The organism is Streptomyces sp. NBC_00207, assembly GCF_045160965.1.
Classification (GTDB): Bacteria; Actinomycetota; Actinomycetes; order Streptomycetales; family Streptomycetaceae; genus Streptomyces.
Genome location: NZ_CP130715.1, coordinates 4,625,001 through 4,644,684 on the forward strand (window position 1 = coordinate 4,625,001; position 19,684 = coordinate 4,644,684).

11 protein-coding genes are annotated in these 19,684 nt (G+C 73.9%); 5 read left to right on the forward strand and 6 right to left on the reverse strand.

Annotated elements, in window-relative coordinates:
- Positions 1–525 precede the first annotated feature (525 nt).
- The gene (locus OG472_RS21850) at positions 526–1,062 is read right to left on the reverse strand and encodes a MarR family winged helix-turn-helix transcriptional regulator (protein WP_030292304.1); all 537 of its coding nucleotides are present in this window, start codon (positions 1,060–1,062) and stop codon (positions 526–528) included.
- Positions 1,063–1,182: 120 nt separating this feature from the next.
- Here OG472_RS21850 and OG472_RS21855 point away from each other — a divergent pair, with 120 nt between their 5' ends.
- On the forward strand, positions 1,183–2,490 hold the full coding sequence (locus OG472_RS21855; protein ID WP_405941916.1) for an MFS transporter: 1,308 nt from the start codon (positions 1,183–1,185) through the stop codon (positions 2,488–2,490).
- Positions 2,491–2,587: 97 nt separating this feature from the next.
- Here the strand turns inward: OG472_RS21855 and OG472_RS21860 are convergent, their stop codons facing one another.
- Both OG472_RS21860 and OG472_RS21865 read right to left on the reverse strand, forming a co-directional pair.
- Positions 2,588–4,435 carry a SpoIIE family protein phosphatase gene (locus tag OG472_RS21860; RefSeq protein WP_405943199.1) on the reverse strand — a complete coding sequence of 616 codons (1,848 nt, stop codon included), beginning with the start codon at positions 4,433–4,435 and terminating at the stop codon, positions 2,588–2,590.
- Between the two features lie 135 nt (positions 4,436–4,570).
- Positions 4,571–5,989, reverse strand: coding sequence for an NAD(P)/FAD-dependent oxidoreductase (locus OG472_RS21865; RefSeq protein ID WP_405941917.1), 1,419 nt, complete (start codon positions 5,987–5,989; stop codon positions 4,571–4,573).
- A gap of 341 nt (positions 5,990–6,330) precedes the next feature.
- Between OG472_RS21865 and OG472_RS21870 the strand changes: the two genes are divergently transcribed.
- Positions 6,331–7,104 carry a TetR/AcrR family transcriptional regulator gene (locus OG472_RS21870; RefSeq protein WP_401610406.1) on the forward strand — a complete coding sequence of 258 codons (774 nt, stop codon included), beginning with the start codon at positions 6,331–6,333 and terminating at the stop codon, positions 7,102–7,104.
- Positions 7,105–7,457: 353 nt separating this feature from the next.
- Positions 7,458–9,500, forward strand: a complete 2,043-nt coding sequence (locus tag OG472_RS21875) for a sigma-70 family RNA polymerase sigma factor (RefSeq protein ID WP_405941918.1) — start codon at positions 7,458–7,460, stop codon at positions 9,498–9,500.
- On the opposite strand, the gene OG472_RS21880 is transcribed toward OG472_RS21875, so the two are convergent.
- The gene (locus OG472_RS21880) at positions 9,487–13,068 is read right to left on the reverse strand and encodes an AfsR/SARP family transcriptional regulator (protein ID WP_405941919.1); all 3,582 of its coding nucleotides are present in this window, start codon (positions 13,066–13,068) and stop codon (positions 9,487–9,489) included. The genes OG472_RS21875 and OG472_RS21880 overlap by 14 nt on opposite strands.
- Before the next feature lie 26 nt (positions 13,069–13,094).
- Entirely contained in the window at positions 13,095–13,601 is a 507-nt protein-coding gene (locus OG472_RS21885) for a MarR family winged helix-turn-helix transcriptional regulator (protein WP_401610400.1), read from the reverse strand.
- A gap of 165 nt (positions 13,602–13,766) precedes the next feature.
- Between OG472_RS21885 and OG472_RS21890 the strand changes: the two genes are divergently transcribed.
- Positions 13,767–15,029 carry an MFS transporter gene (locus OG472_RS21890; protein ID WP_405941920.1) on the forward strand — a complete coding sequence of 421 codons (1,263 nt, stop codon included), beginning with the start codon at positions 13,767–13,769 and terminating at the stop codon, positions 15,027–15,029.
- A gap of 92 nt (positions 15,030–15,121) precedes the next feature.
- Here OG472_RS21890 and OG472_RS21895 read toward each other — a convergent pair whose 3' ends face one another.
- Entirely contained in the window at positions 15,122–17,359 is a 2,238-nt protein-coding gene (locus OG472_RS21895; RefSeq protein ID WP_405941921.1) for an asparagine synthase-related protein, read from the reverse strand.
- Between the two features lie 630 nt (positions 17,360–17,989).
- Here OG472_RS21895 and OG472_RS21900 point away from each other — a divergent pair.
- Positions 17,990–19,678: a sporulation protein gene (locus OG472_RS21900; protein ID WP_405941922.1), complete on the forward strand. Its 1,689-nt coding sequence runs from the start codon at positions 17,990–17,992 to the stop codon at positions 19,676–19,678.
- Positions 19,679–19,684: the final 6 nt, after the last annotated feature.

Sequence of the window (19,684 nt, forward strand, 5' to 3'; positions counted from 1 at the left end):
TTAGAGCGGGCACGTCATGTCGGAATAAGACCGACGCGCCACAACGTCCTCGCTGTGTAATTGCCTGCCAGTGCCCGAAGGCCCGACAGGACTTTTTCAAAGGAACCTCATCCACCGAAGTGGACGGGGTATCAACTTCTGGCGTTGATTTTTGGCACGCTGTTGAGTTCTCAAGGAACGGACGCTTCCTTTGTACTCACCCTCTCGGGCTTTCCTCCGGGCTTTCGTTCTGTGTTCTTGCGTTTCCGACTCTATCAGACTCTCTCGGGCCCGACCCCCAGTCAGCGGGGTTTGTCTTCCGGGCTGTTGGGCCCTTCCGACTCCCGAACTCTAGTGGATTTCCCCGGCGATTCATAATCGGCCTTCGGAAATGAATTCGGGCATGCCGAATTCGTTCCCAGTGGGAGATCGTGCTGAGTTGGGTGCCGCAACGAGGCGGCGGGATTCGTTGCCGTCTAAACCTTCCGGCTCAGGGACAACTCGAAGAACCTTACGGATCCACGCGGGCCGTGTCAACCCCGGTGGTCAGCTGGGGGACTGGAGGTCCTCCACGCGGTCCAGCAGCCGGGTGAGCATGTCGCCCAGCACCCCGCGCTCCGCCGTGGAGAGGTCCTGGAGGAGGTCCTCCTCGAAGACCGTGGCCGCGCGCATCGCGTCCAGCCACTTGCTTCGGCCCTCGTCGGTGAGCTCCACGATCACGCGGACCCGGTTGGACTCGTCCCGCTCGCGGGTGACCAGTCCTTCCGCGGTCATGCGATCGATCCGGTGGGTCATCGCCGCCGGCGTGAGGCCCAGCTGCTTCGCGAGTTCGCTCGGGCCCATCCGGTACGGGGCTCCGGAGATGACGAGGGCCTTGAGGACCTCCCACTCCGCGTTGCTGATGCCCAGCGCCGCGGTCTGGCGTCCGTACGCGACGTTCATCCGGCGGTTGAGGCGGCTCAGTGCCGACACGACCTTCTCGACCTGGGGGTCGAGGTCCTGGAACTCGCGCTGATAGACGGCGATCTGCTCATCGAGGCTCGGTTCGTGGACGGGCGCAGTGCCGTCGGGGGTGTCACCCATGGATCGAAGTATGGCACGAGCCGTTGGCATCTAACTCCTTCGATGTGTAGAGTTAAGGATCGAAGTTTAGGTGTGAAGTTCTGAAGTCTTCAGTCTTCGGCTTTCAAAGGCAGGTGAGAAGTGACCAAGGTGATGGGCGCTGCGCTGCGGCGGATCCAGGCCGGGAACGCGCTGACCGCGTTCGGCATCGGTTTCACGGTTCCGTTCCTCTACATCTACGTGGCGCAGGTGCGAGATCTGGGCTCGATGGCCGCCACGAGCGCGTTCGTGGCCTTCGCCCTGGGCGCTCTCGTCGCGCTGCCCTTCACCGGTCGGGTCATCGACCGCCGTGGTCCGGTGCCCGTGGTCATGGGTGCGGCCGTCGCCGCCTCGGCGGGTGCGCTCTCGCTCGGGCTCTCCACCGGCATCGTGCCCATCCTGCTGTCAGCGCTGGCGCTCGGCGCCGGGCAGGCCGTGATGCAGCCGGCGCTGGCGACGATGATCGTGTGGTGCTCCACGCCGTCCACCCGGACGCGTGCCTTCGCCCTGCAGTTCTTCATGCAGAACCTGGGTCTGGGCATCGGCGGTCTCATCGGCGGCCAGATCGTCGACGAGAGCCGGCCCGGCAGCTTCACGCTGCTGTTCGGCATCGAGGCCGTGATGTTCCTGGTGCTGGCCGGCGTGATCGCCACCGTGCGTCTTCCGCAGGTGCAGGGGTTCAAGGACGCCCGGCCCAAGGACACGGCACAGGCGGACGGCGGCTGGAAGCGGCTGCTCCGGCACAAGGCCATGGTGCAGCTGTGCGTGCTGGGCTTCGTGGTGTTCTTCGCCTGCTACGGACAGTTCGAGTCGGGTCTGGCCGCCTTCGGTACCGAGGCCGCCGGGATCTCCCCGTCCACCCTCGGTTTCGCGCTCGCGGCCAACACCGGTGCGATCGTCGTCGCGCAGTTCGTCGTGCTCAGGCTGGTCGAGAAGCGCCGTCGGTCCCGTGTGATCGCGCTCGTCGGCCTGATCTGGACCGTGGCGTGGGTCATCGCCGGGTTCTCGGGGCTGGGGCACGGCAGCGCCATGATGGCCGCGGCCGCGTTCGTCAGTACGTACGCGCTCTTCGGCATCGGCGAGGCCATGCTGTCGCCGACCCTGGCCCCGCTGGTGGCCGACCTGGCTCCCGAGGGCTCGGTGGGCCAGTACAACTCGGCCTTCGCGCTGGTCAAGCAGATGGCGCTGGCGCTGGGGCCGCTCGGGGTGCCGCTCGGCGCGGGCGTTCCGATGCTCTACATCGGCGTCTTCGTGCTCGTGTCGCTGGGGATCGCCGGCCTGGCGCTGCGGCTCGGCAGGCGGCTGAGCCCGGCGCAGGACAACCCGTGGCTGGCGAGCCGGGTCGTGGCGCAGGGCGGTCCGGTCGTGGCGGCGAAGGCCGCCGCCTCCGCGGAGCCCGTGAGCGCGTAGGCACGTACGCGTGGACACGTATATGCGTACGTGTGGGTGAACGGATGTACGGAAGGCCCCGGTCCTTGTGGACCGGGGCCTTCCGCGCGTTCGGCCGCTACTTGTCCGGCAGGGCGAACTCGCACCAGACGGCCTTGCCGCCGCCCGGGGTGCGACGGGAGCCCCACGAGGAGGCGATGGTCGCGACGATCGAGATGCCGCGGCCGGTCTCGTCGCCCGGTTCGGCGCGCCGGCGGCGCGGGAGGTGGTCGTCCCCGTCGGTGACCTCGATGATCAGGCGGCGGTCGGTGCGCCGCAGGCGCAGTCGCATCGGCGGGGTGCCGTGCTGCAGGGAGTTCGCGACGAGCTCGCTGGCGGCCAGGACGCCGAGGTCGCACAGCTCGACCGGGAAGCGCCAGGAGGCGAGGACTCCCTGGGCGAAGGCGCGGGCGCGCGGGGCCGCCTCGATGCCGCCGAGGAGTTCCAGGGCGGCGTTGTGGAAGAGCTCGGCGTCCGCGCCGGTGCGGGCGGGCTGCTGGAGGACCATCACGGCGACGTCGTCGTCGTGGTCGGCGTCCACGCCGAGGGCGCGCATCAGCCGGTCGCAGATGACGGCCGGGGTGCCCTGTGCGCCGGAGAGGGCGCGTTCCAGTGCGGCGACGCCTTCGTCGATGTCCTCGCCGCGGCGTTCGACCAGGCCGTCGGTGTAGAGGACGGCGGTGGAGCCGGGGCCGAGGGCGATGGTGCCCGAGGTGTGCAGCCAGCCGCCGGTGCCGAGCGGTGGGCCGGTGGGGTCGGCGGCTCTGCGTACGGTGCCGTCCTCGTCGCGGACCAGGATCGGCAGGTGGCCGGCGGAGGCGTACGCGAGGAGGCCCTCGTTGGGATCGTGGACGGCGTACACGCAGGTGGCGATCTGGCTGGCGTCGATCTCGGCGGCCAGGCCGTCGAGGAGCTGGAGCACCTCGTGCGGGGGCAGGTCGAGGCGTGCGTACGCGCGGACGGCGGTGCGCAGCTGGCCCATGACGGCAGCGGCGCGGACTCCGCGGCCCATGACGTCGCCGATGACGAGGGCGGTGCGGCCGGCTCCGAGGGTGATGACGTCGTACCAGTCGCCGCCGACGGCGGCCTCGGTGCCGCCGGGCTGGTAGGTGGCGGCGATGCGGAGGTCGTCGGGCTGTTCCAGTTCCTGCGGGAGCAGGGAGCGCTGGAGGGTGACGGCGGCCTCGCGCTGGCGGCGTTCGCTGGCGCGGAGCCGCTCGACGGCCTCGGCGTGGTCGGTGACGTCGGCCAGGTGGATGAGGACGCCGGTGTGGTGGGCGTCCGCCACGCTGCCGGTTTCGGCCTCCGTGCCGGTGGTGGTGCCGGCCTTCGGGAACTCGACCGGGGTGCAGGTGACGGTGTACGAGTGGGCGCCGCCGGGTGCGGTGCGGTTCTTGGCGGTACGGGACTTGCCGCTGCGCTGGACCTGGTCGAGGAGCGGGAGGAGGCCGAGCTCGCCGAGTTCGGGGAGGGCTTCGTGGGCGGGGGCGCCGGGGGTGCGGGCGCCGAAGCCGGCGGTGTAGGCGTCGTTGACGTAGGCGACGCGGTGCTCCGGGCCGTGGACGAGGGCGACCAGGGCGGGGAGCCGGCCGAGGACCTCGCGTACGGAGAGCTCGTCGAGGGAGGGTACGGCGGTGAGGACGCCGGTCCGCCGGGCTGTGGTCGTGCCGCCGGCGGGGCCGGTGCCGCCGCCTGTGCCGCTGCCTGATCCGCCGCCCGCGCCCGTGCCGGTTCCGGAGACCGTGGGGTCGGCGGGCTGGCCGTCGGCGGCGGGCGCGGGCCGCTCGGTTCCGGGGTCGGCGCGGCCGCCGCGGGCTGCCGGGACCGCGCCTTCACCTCGCTTGGCCTGGGCGGCGGCGTGTTCGGTCCGGGCGGCGGCGCGGCGCTGCGTTCCGGGAAACCGGGCGCTCCAGCGCGTGAAGTTCACTGCGTTCAAGCCTCGTGGTGTCGCGAGTGGTCGCTGTGTCGCTCGTGGGCGGTCGCTGACTGGACGATGTCACTCTGTGCAGGGGTGAGCCCACCTATGGTCACACGTCCAGTGTGGCCGACCGCACTGACAACGTCAGCCCTGGCCGTTCTTCGGGGGGTTGGGGGCGGGGGGCGGGGGAGGGGCCTTGGGGCCGGCACCTGCGGCCAGTTCGAATTCTGCCCTGGGGTGTTCGAGGGACCCCAGGGAGACGATCTCACGCTTGAAGAGGCCCGAGAGGGTCCATTCGGAGAGCACGCGCATTTTGCGGTTGAAACTAGGGACGCGGCTGAGGTGGTAAGCGCGGTGCATGAACCAGGCCGGGTAGGCCTTGAGCTTGCGGCCGTAGATGTGGGCGACGCCCTTGTGGAGGCCGAGGGAGGCGACCGATCCGGCGTACTTGTGTGCGTACTCGGTCAGGACCTCCCCGCGCAGGGCGGCGAGGAGGTTGTCGGCGAGGACCTTGGCCTGGCGGACTGCGTGCTGCGCGTTGGGGGCGCATTCGCGGCCCTTCTCGGCCGCCGTGATGTCGGGGACGGCGGCGGCGTCCCCTGCGGACCAGGCGTGCTCGACTCCTTCGACGGTGAGGAAGGAGGTGCAGGCCAGGCGGCCGCGCTCGTTCTTGGGCAGGTCGGAGGCGGCCAGGATGGGGTGCGGTCTGACCCCGGCGGTCCACACGACGGTGCGGGTGGGGAAGCGGGCGCCGTCGCTGAGGACGGCGACGCGGTTCTCGCAGGAGTCGAGCCGGGTCTCCAGCCGGACGTCGATGTTGCGGCGACGCAGTTCGCGGACGGTGTAGACGCCCATCTCGGGGCCGACCTCGGGGAGGATCCGGTCGCTCGCCTCGACGAGGACCCACTTCATGTCCTCGGGCTTGATGTTGTGGTAGTACCGCGCCGCGTAGCGGGCCATGTCCTCCAGCTCGCCGAGGGCTTCGACGCCCGCGAAGCCGCCGCCGACGAAGACGAAGGTGAGGGCGGCGTCGCGGAGGGCGGGATCGCGGGTGGAGGAGGCGATGTCCATCTGCTCGATGACGTGGTTGCGCAGGCCGATGGCCTCTTCCACGGTCTTGAACCCGATGCCGTAGTCGGCGAGTCCCGGGACGGGGAGGGTGCGGGAGATGGAGCCCGGGGCGAGGACGAGTTCGTCGTACTCCATCTCGACGGGGCCGGTGCCCTCGTCGGCGGTGGCGAGGGTGGCGACGGTCACCGTGCGTTTGGAGTGGTCGATGCGCTGGGCCTCGCCGATGACGATGCGGCACTTGCCGAGGACGCGGCGCAGGGGGACCACGACGTGGCGGGGGGAGATCGCGCCCGCGGCCGCTTCGGGGAGGAAGGGCTGGTACGTCATGTAGGGCTCGGTGGTGACCACCGTGACCTCGGCTTCGCCGGCTCTCAGCTTTCGCTGGAGCCGGAGCGCCGTATACATGCCGACGTAGCCGCCGCCGACGATCAGGATGCGCGTACGGGGCGGGGTACCGGGGGCCGTGCCCCGGGAGTTAGCAGCCTTCACCATCCCATGACGCAACGTGGCCGGGAGTTTGTCCACAGGCCCGACAAATTGTGTGACCGGAGGTGGTGGTGGGGCGGGGTGGAAGGGGACGTTCGATGTGGGCGTAAATGTGCAGGTCAGGGCGCGCGGAACGACAGATTCCGGGGGTATGGAACGGAAAAGTGGGGGTGAATGCTCCGATCGGGCGGTGGTCCGTCCGGGGCTGCCTCTTCTGAATTGACTCTGGCTCAACTATGTTCGTATCTCGTCGAGGAGTAGTACGACCGGGCCCGAGACCGTGGCCCCCTCGACGTGAAGGCGGGGAGTGTCTCCGGGGGGAGACAAATGATTACCGGGGGAAACATATGAACATTTCCGATTTCCATGGTTCTGCGACCGCGCTCTCGGTCGAGAGCAACGGTCGCGCGCTCGCGGGCGGCACCACGCACGGCGTAGGCCGGTCCACGCCGCTGCGCGTCGACGCCCAGCGCAACCTGGAGCACGTGCTGCGGGCGGCCCGCGAGGTCTTCGGCGAGCTGGGCTACGGGGCTCCGATGGAGGACGTGGCGCGGCGCGCCCGGGTCGGTGTCGGCACCGTGTACCGGCGCTTCCCGAGCAAGGACGTCCTGGTCCGGCGTATAGCCGAAGAGGAGACCGCCCGGCTGACCGAGCAGGCCAAGACCGCGCTGGGCCAGGAGGAGGAGCCGTGGCAGGCACTGTCGCGCTTCCTGCGCACCTCCGTGGCCTCGGGCGCCGGGCGGCTGCTGCCGCCGCAGGTGCTGCGGGTCGGCTCGGCGAGCGAGGACGGGGCCGAGGAAGCGGAAGCCGCGCGGGTTCCACAGCAGCGCCAGGCCGTCGCGGCCACCGGTTCCCCCGAGCTGCGGGTCGTGGGCGCGCGCACCGCGTCCGAGGACGAGCCCTCGGACGACTCGGGTGCGGGTGCGCTGCTGGAGGTCGTCGGCCGGCTGGTGCACCGCGCACGGGAGGCCGGTGAGCTGCGTGGCGACGTCACGGTGGCCGATGTACTGCTGGTGATAGCGACGGCGGCGCCCGCGCTGCCCGACCCGGCGCAGCAGGCGGCGGCTTCGACCCGGCTGCTCGACATCCTGCTCGAAGGGCTGCGGTCCCGCACGGCGTGACCTCCGCGGGCCGGCATCGGCTCGGCGCCCCCTTGGCGCCGAGCGGATGCCGGGCCGGGGTGGGATGGGCGGGGCGGATGGTGTGGTCGGTGCCGGTACGGGGCGTCGGCCGGTCTTCTCCAGCGCCGGTCTTCCCGAAGGGCGCGCTTCTCGAAGGGCGCGCTCGGACGTCGGGTCCTCTCATCGCCGGGCTCTTGAACCGTCGGGGCGTTCGCACGCCGGGGCGACAGTAGGGCGAATCGCCGAATTGTGCCCGGACGAGTGGATGGCGCGCAGAGGGGTTCGACGCGCGTCCGCCGTGTGACACGCTTGATCGGTGTACCGGTTGAGTGTGTCGTGCGGGGGCTTCCGCGATGAGCGTTGACGGGCGGGAAGAGCCAGTCGGCGGCGCCGGCAGCGAGGTCGAGGCGGGCGGCCTGCCCGCACGACAGGTGCCGGCCCAGCGCGAACCGGGCGGGCGCCACGCACGCCCCTCGGGCTCTTCCGGACCCGGCGGCACCGGGAGTGAAGTCCCTCCGTCCGACGCCGACTTGATCGCCCGGATGCGAGGCGGTGACGACGGTGCGTACGAGCAGCTGTTCCGTCGCCACGCCGATGCCGTAAGGCGCTACGCGCGGACCTGCTGCCGCGACGGGCACACCGCCGACGACCTGACCGCCGAGGTGTTCGCGCGGACCCTGCAGGCGGTACGGGGCGGGGCCGGGCCGGACCAGTCAGTGCGGGCCTACCTGCTGACGACCGTACGGAGGGTGGCCGCGGCCTGGGCCAAGACGGCCAAGCGGGAGCACCTCGTCGAGGACTTCGCCGTCTTCGCGGAGCAGGCGGCCACGGGCTCGGAGAGCGGAGCCGGGATCTCGGGGCTGTCCGGGGACGACACGCTCGAACTGGGCGCGGACGTACGGGCGATGCACGAGGCCGAGCAGTCGCTGGCCCTGCAGGCCTTCCGCAGCCTGCCCGAGCGGTGGCAGGCCGTGCTGTGGCACACCACCGTGGAGGAGGCGTCGCCGAGCTCGATCGCCCCGCTGTTCGGGCTCAGCGCCAACGCGACCGCGGTGCTGGCCAGTCGTGCCCGGGAAGGGCTCAAGCAGGCTTATCTGCAGGCCCATGTGAGTGCGGCGCTGAGCGAGGGCGGCGACTGCGCGCGGTACTCGGACCGGCTGGGCGCCTACGCGCGGGGCGGGCTGCGGATGCGGGCCGAGCGGGGGCTGCGCAAGCACCTGGAGGAGTGCGCGAAGTGCCGGCTGGCGGCCGGCGAGCTCAAGGACGTCAATGCGGGGATCCCCGCGCTGCTTCCGGTCGCGGTCATCGGGTGGTTCGCCGCCGGGTACGCGGCCAAGGCCGCCGGGGTGGTGGCGGGTGGAGCCGTTGCAGCGGGCGGGGCCGGGGCCGCTGCGGCCGCTTCCGGCGGGTCGACCGCGGGTGCCGGGGCGGCCGGTGCCGGGGCCGGGGCCTCGGGCGGTGCTGCGGGTGGAGCCGTGGGCGCGGCGGGTGCCGGCGGCGGGGCTGCCGGGACGGGTGCCGGCGGCGGAGCCGGGGCCGGGGGTGCGCTGGCTTCCGAGGGGCTCGGGCTGCCGGCCAAGGCCGCCATCGCGGCCGGGATCGCGGTGGCCGCGGCCGCCGGAGTGGTGTTCGCCCTCGCCGGGGACGATCCCGCGCCGCAGGCCCGGGCGAAGCCCGCGCCCGGTGCGGCGGCGCCGGCGGTGCCGGAGGCTCCCGCCTCGCCCTCGGCGGAGCCGAGCCCGCCCGGGGAGGAGCCGCCGCGCGCGCGGGGCTCCGTACAGCCGACGCAGGAACCGACGCCGACGCCTTCGGCTCCGGCCTCCGCCGCTCCCGCCGTCCCCTCGCCGACCTCGTCCTCGTCCCCGTCGCCCTCGCCCTCGCCGAGCCGGGAGAAGCCTTCGCCCGAGCCGTCACCGAGCAGAACCTCCGCGAAGCCGACCCCGCCGCCGTCGAAGCCGGCGCAGGGGTTCCAGCTGGCCCGGCTCGAACACTCGGCCTACGGGGACCACAGCGGTCCCGAGGTGCAGACCTGGCGCAGCAGCTGGGTGTGGCAGCGCTGGGGGCTGGAGGTGGGCGGCCGCCGGTTCGCGCAGGGCATCACCGTGAACTCGCGTTCCTCGGTGGAGATCGACCTCAACCGGCAGTGCACGAGCTTCTCGGCGCAGGCCGGGGTGGACGGCCTGTCGCTCTTCACCGACGGTTCGGTGCGGTTCTCCGTGTACGGCGACGGGCAGCGGCTGTGGCAGTCCGCCGCCGTCGGCCACGAGGACCCGCCGGTGGGCGTGCAGGTGTCCCTCGCCGGGCGCAAGACGCTGCGGCTGGTGGTGGAGAAGGCCGGGCCGGGCAGCCTGCCGACGCTGGCGAGCTGGGCCGACGCCGTGATCAGTTGCCGGTGAGCGTCCCGGTGGGCGTCGCCGTCGGCGTCGCGGTGAGTGCCGTGGTGAGTGCCGTGGCGAGTTCGGCCGGGGTGAGCGCGGCCCCGGCGGACTCCTCCCTGGCGTAGCGGGCCGGGCCGAGCAGGGCGCGGGTCCGTTCCGGGAGCCCGTCCACGGCGCCGCTCTCGGGGACCGAGCGCGGATGGCCCGCGCGCCAGGCGGTGGCCGCCGCGAGGGCCCGTACGGCCTCGGCCGGCCGGCCGTCCTCGGCCAGCATCACGGCGGCCGCCTCGGCCATCCCGGCCAGGAAGCGCTCGGCGCAGCGGGCGGTGACGGCGGCGGCGAGGGCGGGACCGATCCTGGCCAGGCCGGCGGCCGGGCCCTGTTCGTTGCCGGTGAGGACGGCGTCGACGGTGTCGAGGCCGACGGTGAGCTGTGCGGGGACGGTGATCCGTTCCGCTTCGGCGCGGGCCCGCTCGTACTCGCTCCGGGCCGCTGCGGCGTCGCCGCGCTGGCAGGCGAGCAGGGCCGAGAGGAGCCGGGCGAAGCTGCTGACGTCGTACACCCCGCCGTGGCGGCCGGATTCCCTGTCGGCCTCCGCGAGGAGGCGTTCGGCTTCGTCGAAGTCGCCCGCGCAGTAGGCGGCCTCGGCGATCCGGGCGATGGCGAAGGGCGCCTCGATGTAAGCCCCGACCTCGCGGGCGAGGCGCAGGCACTCCTCGTACTCGGTGCGGGCCTCGGCGTACCGGCCGCGCGAGAGGGCGACCTCTCCGGCGGCGCTCGCCACCTGGGCGCGGGTCCAGCGGTCGCCGACGCGTCGGGCGATCTCGTGGAGTTCGGCGAGGTCGGCGTCGACGGTGGGCAGGCCGCCGGTGACGTCGATGGCGACGTGGGTGCGGAGCATGAGGACGACGCCGAGTTCCCAGTCGCCCGCGTGGCGGCGGCAGTTGGAGACGGACTCCTCGAGGTCGGCGTGGAATTCGAGGGCGTCGCCGGCGAGGAAGGCGGTGGCGGGCCAGAGCATCCCGGGGAAGAGGGTGGTCTCGGGGGATCCCTGGCGGAAGGTCTTCCTGATGCGGGCGGCGAGGGCGCGGTACTCGGGGGTGCGGAACTTCTCGGCGGAGTTGCTCTCCGCGAGCAGGAACATGCCGAGGACTTCGAGGCGCATGTGACGCCAGTACGCGGGCGTGCCCTCGGGCGGTTCGGCGGGGGTGAGGGCGAGGATGCGGGCGGTCCACTCGGCGCCTTCGGCGCGGTAGTTGCGCAGCCACCAGAACCAGCCGAGGGCGAAGGCGAGGCGCTGGGCGGTCTGCACGCCGGTCTGGATGTCTGTGTCGGTTTCGGTTCCGGTGTCGGTTTCGGTTCCGGTGCCTTCGGCGACTGCGGTGTGGAGGGCGGTGCGGAGGTTGTCGAGCTCGGTCTCGACGCGCCGGATCCAGGGGAGCTGGGCCGCGGAGCGGATCAGGGGATCGGCCTCCTCCGCGAAGGCGAGGTAGTGGGCGGCGTGACGGCGGGCGGTGGCCCTGGCGTCGGCCGGGTGGGCGGCGGCGCGCTCGGCGGCGTACTCGTGGATGGTTTCGAGCATGCGGTAGCGCATGCCGGAGCCGTCGCGGCCGGGGGCGGCGACGACGAGGGATTTGTCGACGAGGGAGCCGAGGACGTCGGCGGTGTCGTAGGAGGGGTCGGCGCAGACGTCCTCGGCGGCGGCGAGGTCGCAGCCGCCGGCGAAGACGGACAGACGGCGCAGGACGGTGCGTTCGGGCACGTCGAGGAGGTCCCACGACCAGTCCACGACCGCACGCAGGGTCTGCTGCCGGGGCAGCACGGTACGGGCACCGCTGGTCAGCAGCCGGAAACGGTCGTCGAGCCGGTCGGCGATCTGGCGCGGGGTCAGCAGCCGCAACCGGGCGGCGGCCAGCTCGATGGCCAGCGGCAGACCGTCCAGACGCCGGCAGATCTCCGCCGCCGCAGCCGGATCGTCATCCGTACGGAAACCCGGCCGGGCCGCAGCCCCACGGTCACCGAGCAGCCGCAGCGCCACGGGATCGGGCAGCGGCTCCACCGGACGCAGCGACTCCCCCGGAACCCCCAACGGCTCACGGCTCGTCGCCAGGATCTGCACACCCGGACAGCGCGCCAGGAGCTCCTCCGCCAACTCCGCGGCGGCACCGATGACGTGCTCGCAGTTGTCGAGGACGAGGAGCAGGCTGCGGTGCGCGCAGTGTTCGACGAGCTGGGTGGTGGGGTCGGCGGCGGCGGAGTTCTCGCGGGCGACGAGGGAGTTCTCGCGCAGGCCGAGCGCGCTGAGGACGGCGCCGGGGACGGCCGCGGGATGGTCGAGGCGGGCGAGTTCGACGATCCAGCCGGCTTCGGGGTGGGCGGCGGCGGCGTGTTCGGCGAGACGGGTCTTCCCGGAACCGCCCGGGCCGGTGAGGGTGACGAGGCGTAGCCGGGCCAGGTCCTCGCGAAGGGCGGCGAGTTCGGGCTCGCGGCCGACGAAGGAGGTCAGCCGGGGCCGAAGGTTCCCGCGGGGCGCCTCTGGCGGCGTCGGCCGCGGCGGCAACGAGCCGGGCTGCGGCTGCGGCTCCCCGAGCGCGGGCTGCGGGTGCGCGGCTCCGGGCAGCCCGGGCTGCGGGAGCTGCGCTTGCTCGGACTGAGGGGGCACCGGCTCGGGCTCCGGGGGCCCGGGCGGCGTCGGCCGCGGCGGCAACGAGCCGGCCTGCGGGTGTACGGGCCCAGGGTGCGGGAGCTGCGCCGACTCGGACTCGGGGTACACCGGCTCGGGCTCCGGGGGCCCGGGCGTCGTCTGCCGCGGCAGCACCGAGCCGGGCTGCGGCTGTGGCTGCGTAGGGGGTGTGGGGTTGAGGAGTTGGGTGTGGAGGGTGGTGAGTTCGGGGCCGGGGGTGGTGCCCAGGCCGTTGGCCAGGGTGCGGCGGGTGCGTTCGTATGCGGCCAGGGCGTCGGCGGGGCGGCCGGCGGCGCGTAGGGCGCGGAGTTGCTGGGCGCGCAGCGGTTCGTCGTACGGAGACGCGTGGATCAGCGCATCGATCTCCGGCAGGAGTGCGGCCGGGGCGGTGGCGCCGCTGCGCAGGTCGGCCTCGATGCGGTCGCGGACGGCGGCGGAGCGGCGGGCCTCGGGCCCGGCGGCGTGACCCGTGCGGGCCGGTTCGGGGAGGTCGGCGAGGGCGGGCCCGCGCCAGAGGGAGAGGGCGGTGCGGAGGGTGCGGGCGGCGGCGGCCGGGTCGGTGGCCAGCTCCAGGCCGCCCTGGGCCGCCAGCCGGGTGAACCGGTGCAGGTCTATGTCGTCCGGGGCGGCGGCCAGGCGGTAGCCGCCGGCGGGGTCGGCGGTGATGGTGTCCCGGCCGCCGAGCGCGCGGCGCAGCCGGGCGACGAGGGCCTGGAGGGCGGCGGGCGCGTCCTGGGGCAGGTCGTCGCCCCAGACGTCGTCGACGAGTTCGGCGACGGAGGCCCGGCGGCCCGCGCGCAGGGCGAGGGCGGCCAGGAGCGCGCGCAGGCGGGCGCCGCCCATCGGGAGGGGGGCGCCGGTCTCGTCGCGCGCCTCGGTGACGCCAAGGATGAGATACCGCACCCGCCAATTCTGCCCCGCGGCCGGGCTCAGGTGATCGAGGTGTCCCCGTTCGCCTCCAGCAGGGTGCGCAGGGCCTCGGCGACCGTGGCGCACGTGGCGGGGTCGAGCGGGGCGAGCAACTCGGCGTAGTGGCTGAGGTGATCGGTGATCAGCGACTCGGTGAGCGCGAGGCTCTGCTCCGTGAGGCGGATGCGGACCGAGCGGCGGTCCTGCCCGTCCCGGACCCGCTCGACGAGGCCCTTGGCCTCCATGCGGTCGATGCGGTTGGTGATCGCGCCGGAGGTCACCATGGCGGCCGGGATGAGGGCGCCGGCGGTGAGCGCGTACGGGGGTCCGGACCGGCGGAGGGTGAAGAGGATGTCGAGCTCGCCCACCTCCAGGTCCCGTTCGGCCGCGAAGGCCTTGAGGTGCCGGTCGATGATCCGGTTCATCCGCTGGACGCGGGCCAGCACCTCCACGGGCCACAGGCCGGCCGCCAACTCCGGGCGCTCGGCCGCCCACTGGCCGACGATCGCGTCCACTGCGTCACTCATGTCGCGTCCTCATCCTCGTGCGTCTTCTCGTCGTCTCGTTCACGCCCGTGAGAAGGATATCCCGGATATCTCAACGTTGAGACACTTTACGTTGAGAGGACCGCCCTGCTTTTATCTCAACGTTGAGATTCTGAGCCTTGAGATGGATCGGAGTGGGCATCCACCATGACCACCACCACGACCACCAGCACAAGCGCGACCACAAGCACGAGCGCGAGCACGACCACCGCCGGCAGCTCCGCCGCCCGGCCCGGCCGCGGCCCGGTCCCCGTCCTCTGGCTGGCGCTGCTGGCCACCCCCGTCGCCGCCGCGGCCAACGCACCCGTCCTGATCCTTCCCGACATGGCCGGCTCCCTCGGGGTGGGCACCTCGACCGCCGCCTGGCTCGTCGCCGCCTTCGCCTGGGCGATGGCCGTCTCCATCCCCCTGCTGGCCGGCCTGCTGCGCCGCCGCGGCCTGGCGCCGGTGCTCCGGCTGTCCAGCGCCCTCCTCCTCGGGGGAACCCTCCTCGTCGCCGCGTCCCCCTGGCTTCCGCTGACCCTCCTCGGGCGGGTCGCACAGGCCGCCGGCGGCGCAGGCCTGGTGGCGTCCGCGATGAGCCTGGCCGGTTCGGCCCGCCGCATGGGCGTGATCAGCGCGGGCTTCGGCATGCTCGGCGCGACCGGCCCGCTCCTCGGCGCGCAGCTCTCGCACACCGTGTCGTGGCGGCTCTCGCTCTCGGTCTCCCTGATCTCGCTGCTGGCGGTGCCCGCGGTGAGCCGGTACGCCAAGGCCCCGGCGGCCGCCCCGCAGGGCCGGTTCGACGCCCGCGGCGCCGCGCTGCTGACGGTGCTGGCCACGGCCCTGGTCCTGCTGCCCCACGCCCCGGCCGTCGCCCTCGGCTCCGCGGCCCTGGCCGCCGTGCTGCTCGCGCTCCACATACGGCGGCGCCCCGAGGGTTTCGTGCCGGCCGCGCTGATCCGCCGGCCGCTCTTCCTCGGCTCCGCGCTGCTGGCGCTCGCGCTGTCGACCTCGTACTTCACCCTGCTGTTCGCCGTGCCCCGGCTGATCTCGGACCGCGCGGGCTGGGACACCGGCGCGGCCGGGGCCGGTCAGCTCGTGGCACTGCTCACCGGCTCCGCGCTCTCCTGGCTGCTGGCGGCGGGCTCGGCGCGCATGGGGCGGGTGGCCGTACGCACGGTGCTGATCGCCATCGGCACCCTGGCAGCACTGATCGCGGTCTTCGCGAGCCACGGGCCGCTGCTGCTGCTCGCCACTTTGGGCGGTGTGTTCGGCGCGACCGGCGCCAACGCCGTGCTGTCGACGCACGCCGCGTCGAGCGTCCCCGACGCCCAGCGCCCCACGGCCATCGGCCTGTTCACCCTCTGCTACCAGCTCGGCGGCGCCTTCGGCCCGGCCATCGCGACCGCCCTGGTCCTCGGCTCCTGAACCACGCCGGCCGGGCCAAGGCCTCGGGGGGCGGACAGCCTCACGAGGCAGGTCGGCGTCACGACGCAGACGGACTCACGACGCAGACAGCGTCACGACAGCGCCGGGCGGTGCACCGGGACCCCCTCCGGCACCGCCCGCCGTCGCGCCGCCGAGGTCCCCGTCCAGCAGGTACCGCGGCGGGCCAGCAGCCGGCGCAGCCACAGCTCCATCGAGACGAGTTCCGCCAGCCCGTCCAGCGGGACCGGCCGGCCGTCCGCCGCGTCGAGCAGCGCCTGGCGCACCACCCGGGCCTCGATCAGGCCGGCGTCCGCGAGCAGCGGGGAGGCGAAGAGCGACAGCAGCTCGTCCAGGGCGGCGCGCAGCCCCAGCCGGGTCGCCGTCTCGTTAGGAGTGTGGGCCGTGGCGCCCCAGCCCGGCGGGAGCTCGCGCACTCCGGCCGAGGCCAGGACGCTGCGCAGGATCTCCGCCCGGGCCCCGGGCTGGACTCGCAGGGCCTCGGGGAGGGCGCGGGCGGCCCGTACGACCTGGTTGTCCAGGAAGGGGGCGTGCAGGCGCTGGCTGCGGACCTCCACGGCCTGTTCGAACACCCGGTGGTCGGCGGCGTGCCGGGCCAGCAGCGAACGCGCCCGGGCCTCCCCGGGCCGCAATGACAGCGGCGGCCGGCCGGCCGCGACCGTGAGCCGGATCGATACTTCCGCCAGGGCCTCCCCCGTGAGCCAGCCGGCCGCAGGTCCCGGCCGGGACCAGGTCAGGGCGGCGAGGGAAGCGTCCACCGGACCGGAGGCGCGCTCGGTGACCCCGCCCTCGCGGAGCCGGGCCGCGGCGGCTTCCATGCCCGCGCGGTACGTCGTACGGGCGAGTCTTCGGGCCGCCGCGTACACGGTGAGCGGCACCAGCAGCGACTCCCCGGCGGCTCCGGAGGCGGAGGCCGAACGGGCCAGCGCCGCCACCGGGCGCAGCAGGTGGCGCCGGCGGCGGTCCATCAGGAGGTCGGCCATGCGGGCCGGGTGGGCGTCGAGGACCTGGCGGGCGCCGTGGCCGGTGAAGTGGTCGGCCGAGCCGGCGGCCAGTCTTCGCCGCTCGCGGGCGGCGAAGACGAGGGAGGGGCCGGGTTCGTCGGTGAGCGGGCCGTCGAGTTCGGCGTACGGGAGGGCTTCCCCGGCGGCGGCCACCACGACGTGGTGCAGGCGCGGGTCGGCGGCGATGGCCCTGGCCCGTTCCAGTTCGGCCTCGCGCCCCTGCGGGGTGGCCAGGTCGTTGAAGGTGACCGCCAGCAGCCGTGCCCCGGCGGGGCTCAGCAGGGTGCCCGGGGCCCCCGGCAGACCGGCCGCCAGCAGGGCGAGGGTCGCGGAGGCACTGCCACCGGACAGGTCGGCGCCCACCCCGGGAGCCGGGGCGCCGCGGGCCGCACGCCGGTCGGCGGGGCCCATTCCGGGCACGGGGCCGGGATCGTACGGCGGCAGTGTGTCGGGAGCATGCCGCGGCGCCGTGAGCCGGGCGCGCACCGCGTCCACCAACGCTTCCCGTACGCCCTCCACCGCGCGCCCGGCATCGGCCACCGGGGCGGCCACCGCGAGGGAGGCGACCTGTTCGTAGCCGGTGATCTCGCGGGAGCCCTCGCGCAGGATGAGCGCGTGCCCGGGCGGGATGCGCCGCACCCCGGCGTACGGTGTGCCGTCGCCCAGTGCCTCCGGGCTGTCGGGGCAGGCCAGCAGGGCGGCGAGATGGCCGATGTCGAGCTGCGCCTCGATGAGGTCGGCGAGCGGGAGGGCGGCGGTGGCGTACGCCGTGCCGCTGGCCCAGGGGGTGTAGAAGACGGGCCGCGCGCCGGCGAGGTCGCCGACGACGGTGATGCGGCGGCCGGCCTGCACGACGGCGGTGTAGCTGCCGGACCACTGGGTGAGGTGGCGCAGGGCTCCGCCGCGGGCGGCGTACAGGGCCCTTCTCAGCTCGGCGTCGGTCGCGCCGCAGCAGCCGAGGACGGCGAGCCGGGTGAAGGGGTCGGCGGGGTCCGCGGTGACCGTGCGGATCTCGTCGGGGCGCCAGTCGCCGACGGCCCAGAGGGGGTCGGGGTCGCCCCAGAGGAGTTGTGCGCCCACGGGGTGGACGGTGCGTTCGGCGTCCGCGCCGGGGTCGTCCGCGTGGGCCGCGTCCGCGAGGCCGCCGTGCAGCGGTGCGCCCGCGTCGCCGTAGCCGCCCGGGCCGTGGCCGCCGTGACCGGAGCCGTGGCCGCCCTGGCCGGAGGCGTGCCCCGAGCCGTGGCCGTTGACCCGGCCGGCCGTGCCGAAGCTCGCGGCGATACTGCTCCACCCCACCAACCAGCGCACCGCCGCCTCCCCAGCCTGTGGGCACATGACCGGGGCACGGGCAGCACGGTCAGCGCTGAGGGCGCGGCCGGCGGGACCCCGGATGGCTCGGGTCCATGCTGCCACGGGACAGGCGTGCGAGAGTGGTTAAAGGGGGCGCACATGCAAACGAACACGCCCCGGCCACGCGGTATTTGGTGTTCCGTTCCCACCGTCCCATAGGTCGCTTTCAGCCATTCTTCGGCCGCTGGAAGGGCCGTTCCGGGCCGCCGGAGCCCGGTGCGCGGGCGCGGTCCGGGAGGCGGAATCCGCCCCCCGGACCGTTCCGCCACCCGCGGGGATTGAGGTAGCGGCATCCCCCGGCCCGCCCGATCCGCGCAGCGGGCCGACCCACGCACCGCACATCGAATCGCCGGGCCCCCGGACCGGCCAGAGCGCACGGGCGGGCGCACGGCCACACGGACGGAGCACGCGATGACACGTGCGCCCCGGCGCCGGGCCCGGACCGGACTGTGCAAACGGACAACAATCCCGCCATACGGAAGTAAGGGCCTTAACGCTTGGGAGGCGGGGAACTACGCTGGGTTTACGAAATGCCGGGCGCCTATGCCCCGGCGGCGTATGCGTTCCGCGTGTGACGAGGGGTGGCGCATGTCCAGGGAGCTCCGCGAGCCCAATGAGAAGCTCGGCGCCGTCCTCGCCCTCGCGGGCATCAGCAACGCCGGGCTGGCCCGGCGGGTCAACGACCTCGGCGCGCAGCGCGGCCTGACACTTCGGTACGACAAGACGTCGGTGGCCCGGTGGGTGTCGAAGGGGATGGTGCCGCAGGGCGCCGCCCCGCATCTGATCGCCGCCGCCATCGGCGCGAAGCTGGGGCGGCCGGTGCCGCTGCACGAGATCGGACTGGCGGACGCGGACCCCGCGCCCGAGGTCGGCCTGGCCTTCCCGCGCGATGTGGGTGCGGCGGTGCGCTCGGCCACCGACCTCTACCGGCTCGACCTGGCCGGACGGCGCGGCGGTGGCGGGATCTGGCAGTCGCTCGCGGGCTCCTTCTCCGTGGCGGCGTACGCGACGCCCGCCTCGCGTTGGCTGATATCTCCCGCCGACGGCTCGGTGGCGCGGGAACCGGCGGGTACGGGCCCCGGCCCGGCGGCCCACGGCCCCGGCGCGCACGGCCCGGCTGCCCACGGCCCCGCGGCGCAGAGCCCCGACACTGCTGGCACCCCCTCGGCTCAAGACGCGGCGACGCACGGGACGCCGGCCCCGGCACCGGCGCACGAGGCGACGGCACCAGGTCCCAGGCCCTCCCCGGAAGGCCGCACGACCGGACCGGCGACGGGCCCGATGGCAGGCCCGGTGTCCGGCCCGCCGTCCACCGTTGTGCCCGCGCAGCCCGGCGCCGAAACGCCGCGCGACCACGGGCAGCGCGTGGGCCACAGCGATGTGACGAAGCTGCGCGAGGCCGCCGAGGACGCGCGCCGCTGGGACTCCAAGTACGGCGGCGGGGACTGGCGTTCGTCGATGGTGCCCGAGTGCCTGCGGGTGGACGCGGCGCCGCTGCTGCTCGGCTCGTACACCGACGAGGTGGGCCGCGCCCTGTTCGGCGCGACCGCCGAACTGACCCGGCTGGCCGGGTGGATGGCCTTCGACACCGGCCAGCAGGAGGCCGCCCAGCGCTACTACATCCAGGCGCTGCGGCTCGCCCGCGCGGCCGCGGACGTACCGCTCGGCGGCTACGTGCTGGCCTCGATGTCCCTGCAGGCGACCTACCGGGACTTCCCGGACGAGGGCGTGGACCTCGCGCAGGCGGCCGTCGAGCGCAACCGGGGCCTGGCCACCGCCCGCACCATGAGCTTCTTCCGGCTGGTCGAGGCGCGGGCGCACGCGAAGGCGGGCGATTCGACGGCCGCCGGAGCGGCGCTGCGGGCGGCGGAGGGCTGGCTGGAGCGGTCACGGGAGGGCGATCCGGATCCGACCTGGCTGGGTTTCTACTCGTACGACCGTTTCGCGGCGGATGCTGCAGAATGCTACCGGGACCTCAAACTCCCGCGGCAGGTAAGGCGCTTCACCGAGCAGGCGCTGTCCCGGCCCACCGAGGAGTACGTACGCTCGCACGGGCTGCGGCTGGTGGTGAGCGCGGTCGCCGAACTGGAGTCGGGCAATCTCGACGCGGCGTGCGCGGCGGGTACCCGGGCAGTCGAGGTGGCGGGCAGGATCTCCTCGGCGCGGACGACCGAATACGTACGGGACCTGCTGCACCGGCTGGAACCGTACGGGGACGAGCCGCGTGTCGCGGAGCTGCGCGAGCGGGCCCGGCCGCTGCTGGTGACGCCGGCGTAGGACCTG

Coding starts and splice junctions, on each gene's coding strand:
- OG472_RS21850 (WP_030292304.1), bottom strand. CDS start 1,062: ATGGGTGACACCCCCGACGGCACTGCGCCCGTCCACGAACCGAGCCTC.
- OG472_RS21865 (WP_405941917.1), bottom strand. CDS start 5,989: ATGGTGAAGGCTGCTAACTCCCGGGGCACGGCCCCCGGTACCCCGCCC.
- OG472_RS21870 (WP_401610406.1), top strand. CDS start 6,331: ATGAACATTTCCGATTTCCATGGTTCTGCGACCGCGCTCTCGGTCGAG.
- OG472_RS21875 (WP_405941918.1), top strand. CDS start 7,458: ATGAGCGTTGACGGGCGGGAAGAGCCAGTCGGCGGCGCCGGCAGCGAG.
- OG472_RS21885 (WP_401610400.1), bottom strand. CDS start 13,601: ATGAGTGACGCAGTGGACGCGATCGTCGGCCAGTGGGCGGCCGAGCGC.
- OG472_RS21890 (WP_405941920.1), top strand. CDS start 13,767: ATGACCACCACCACGACCACCAGCACAAGCGCGACCACAAGCACGAGC.
- OG472_RS21900 (WP_405941922.1), top strand. CDS start 17,990: ATGTCCAGGGAGCTCCGCGAGCCCAATGAGAAGCTCGGCGCCGTCCTC.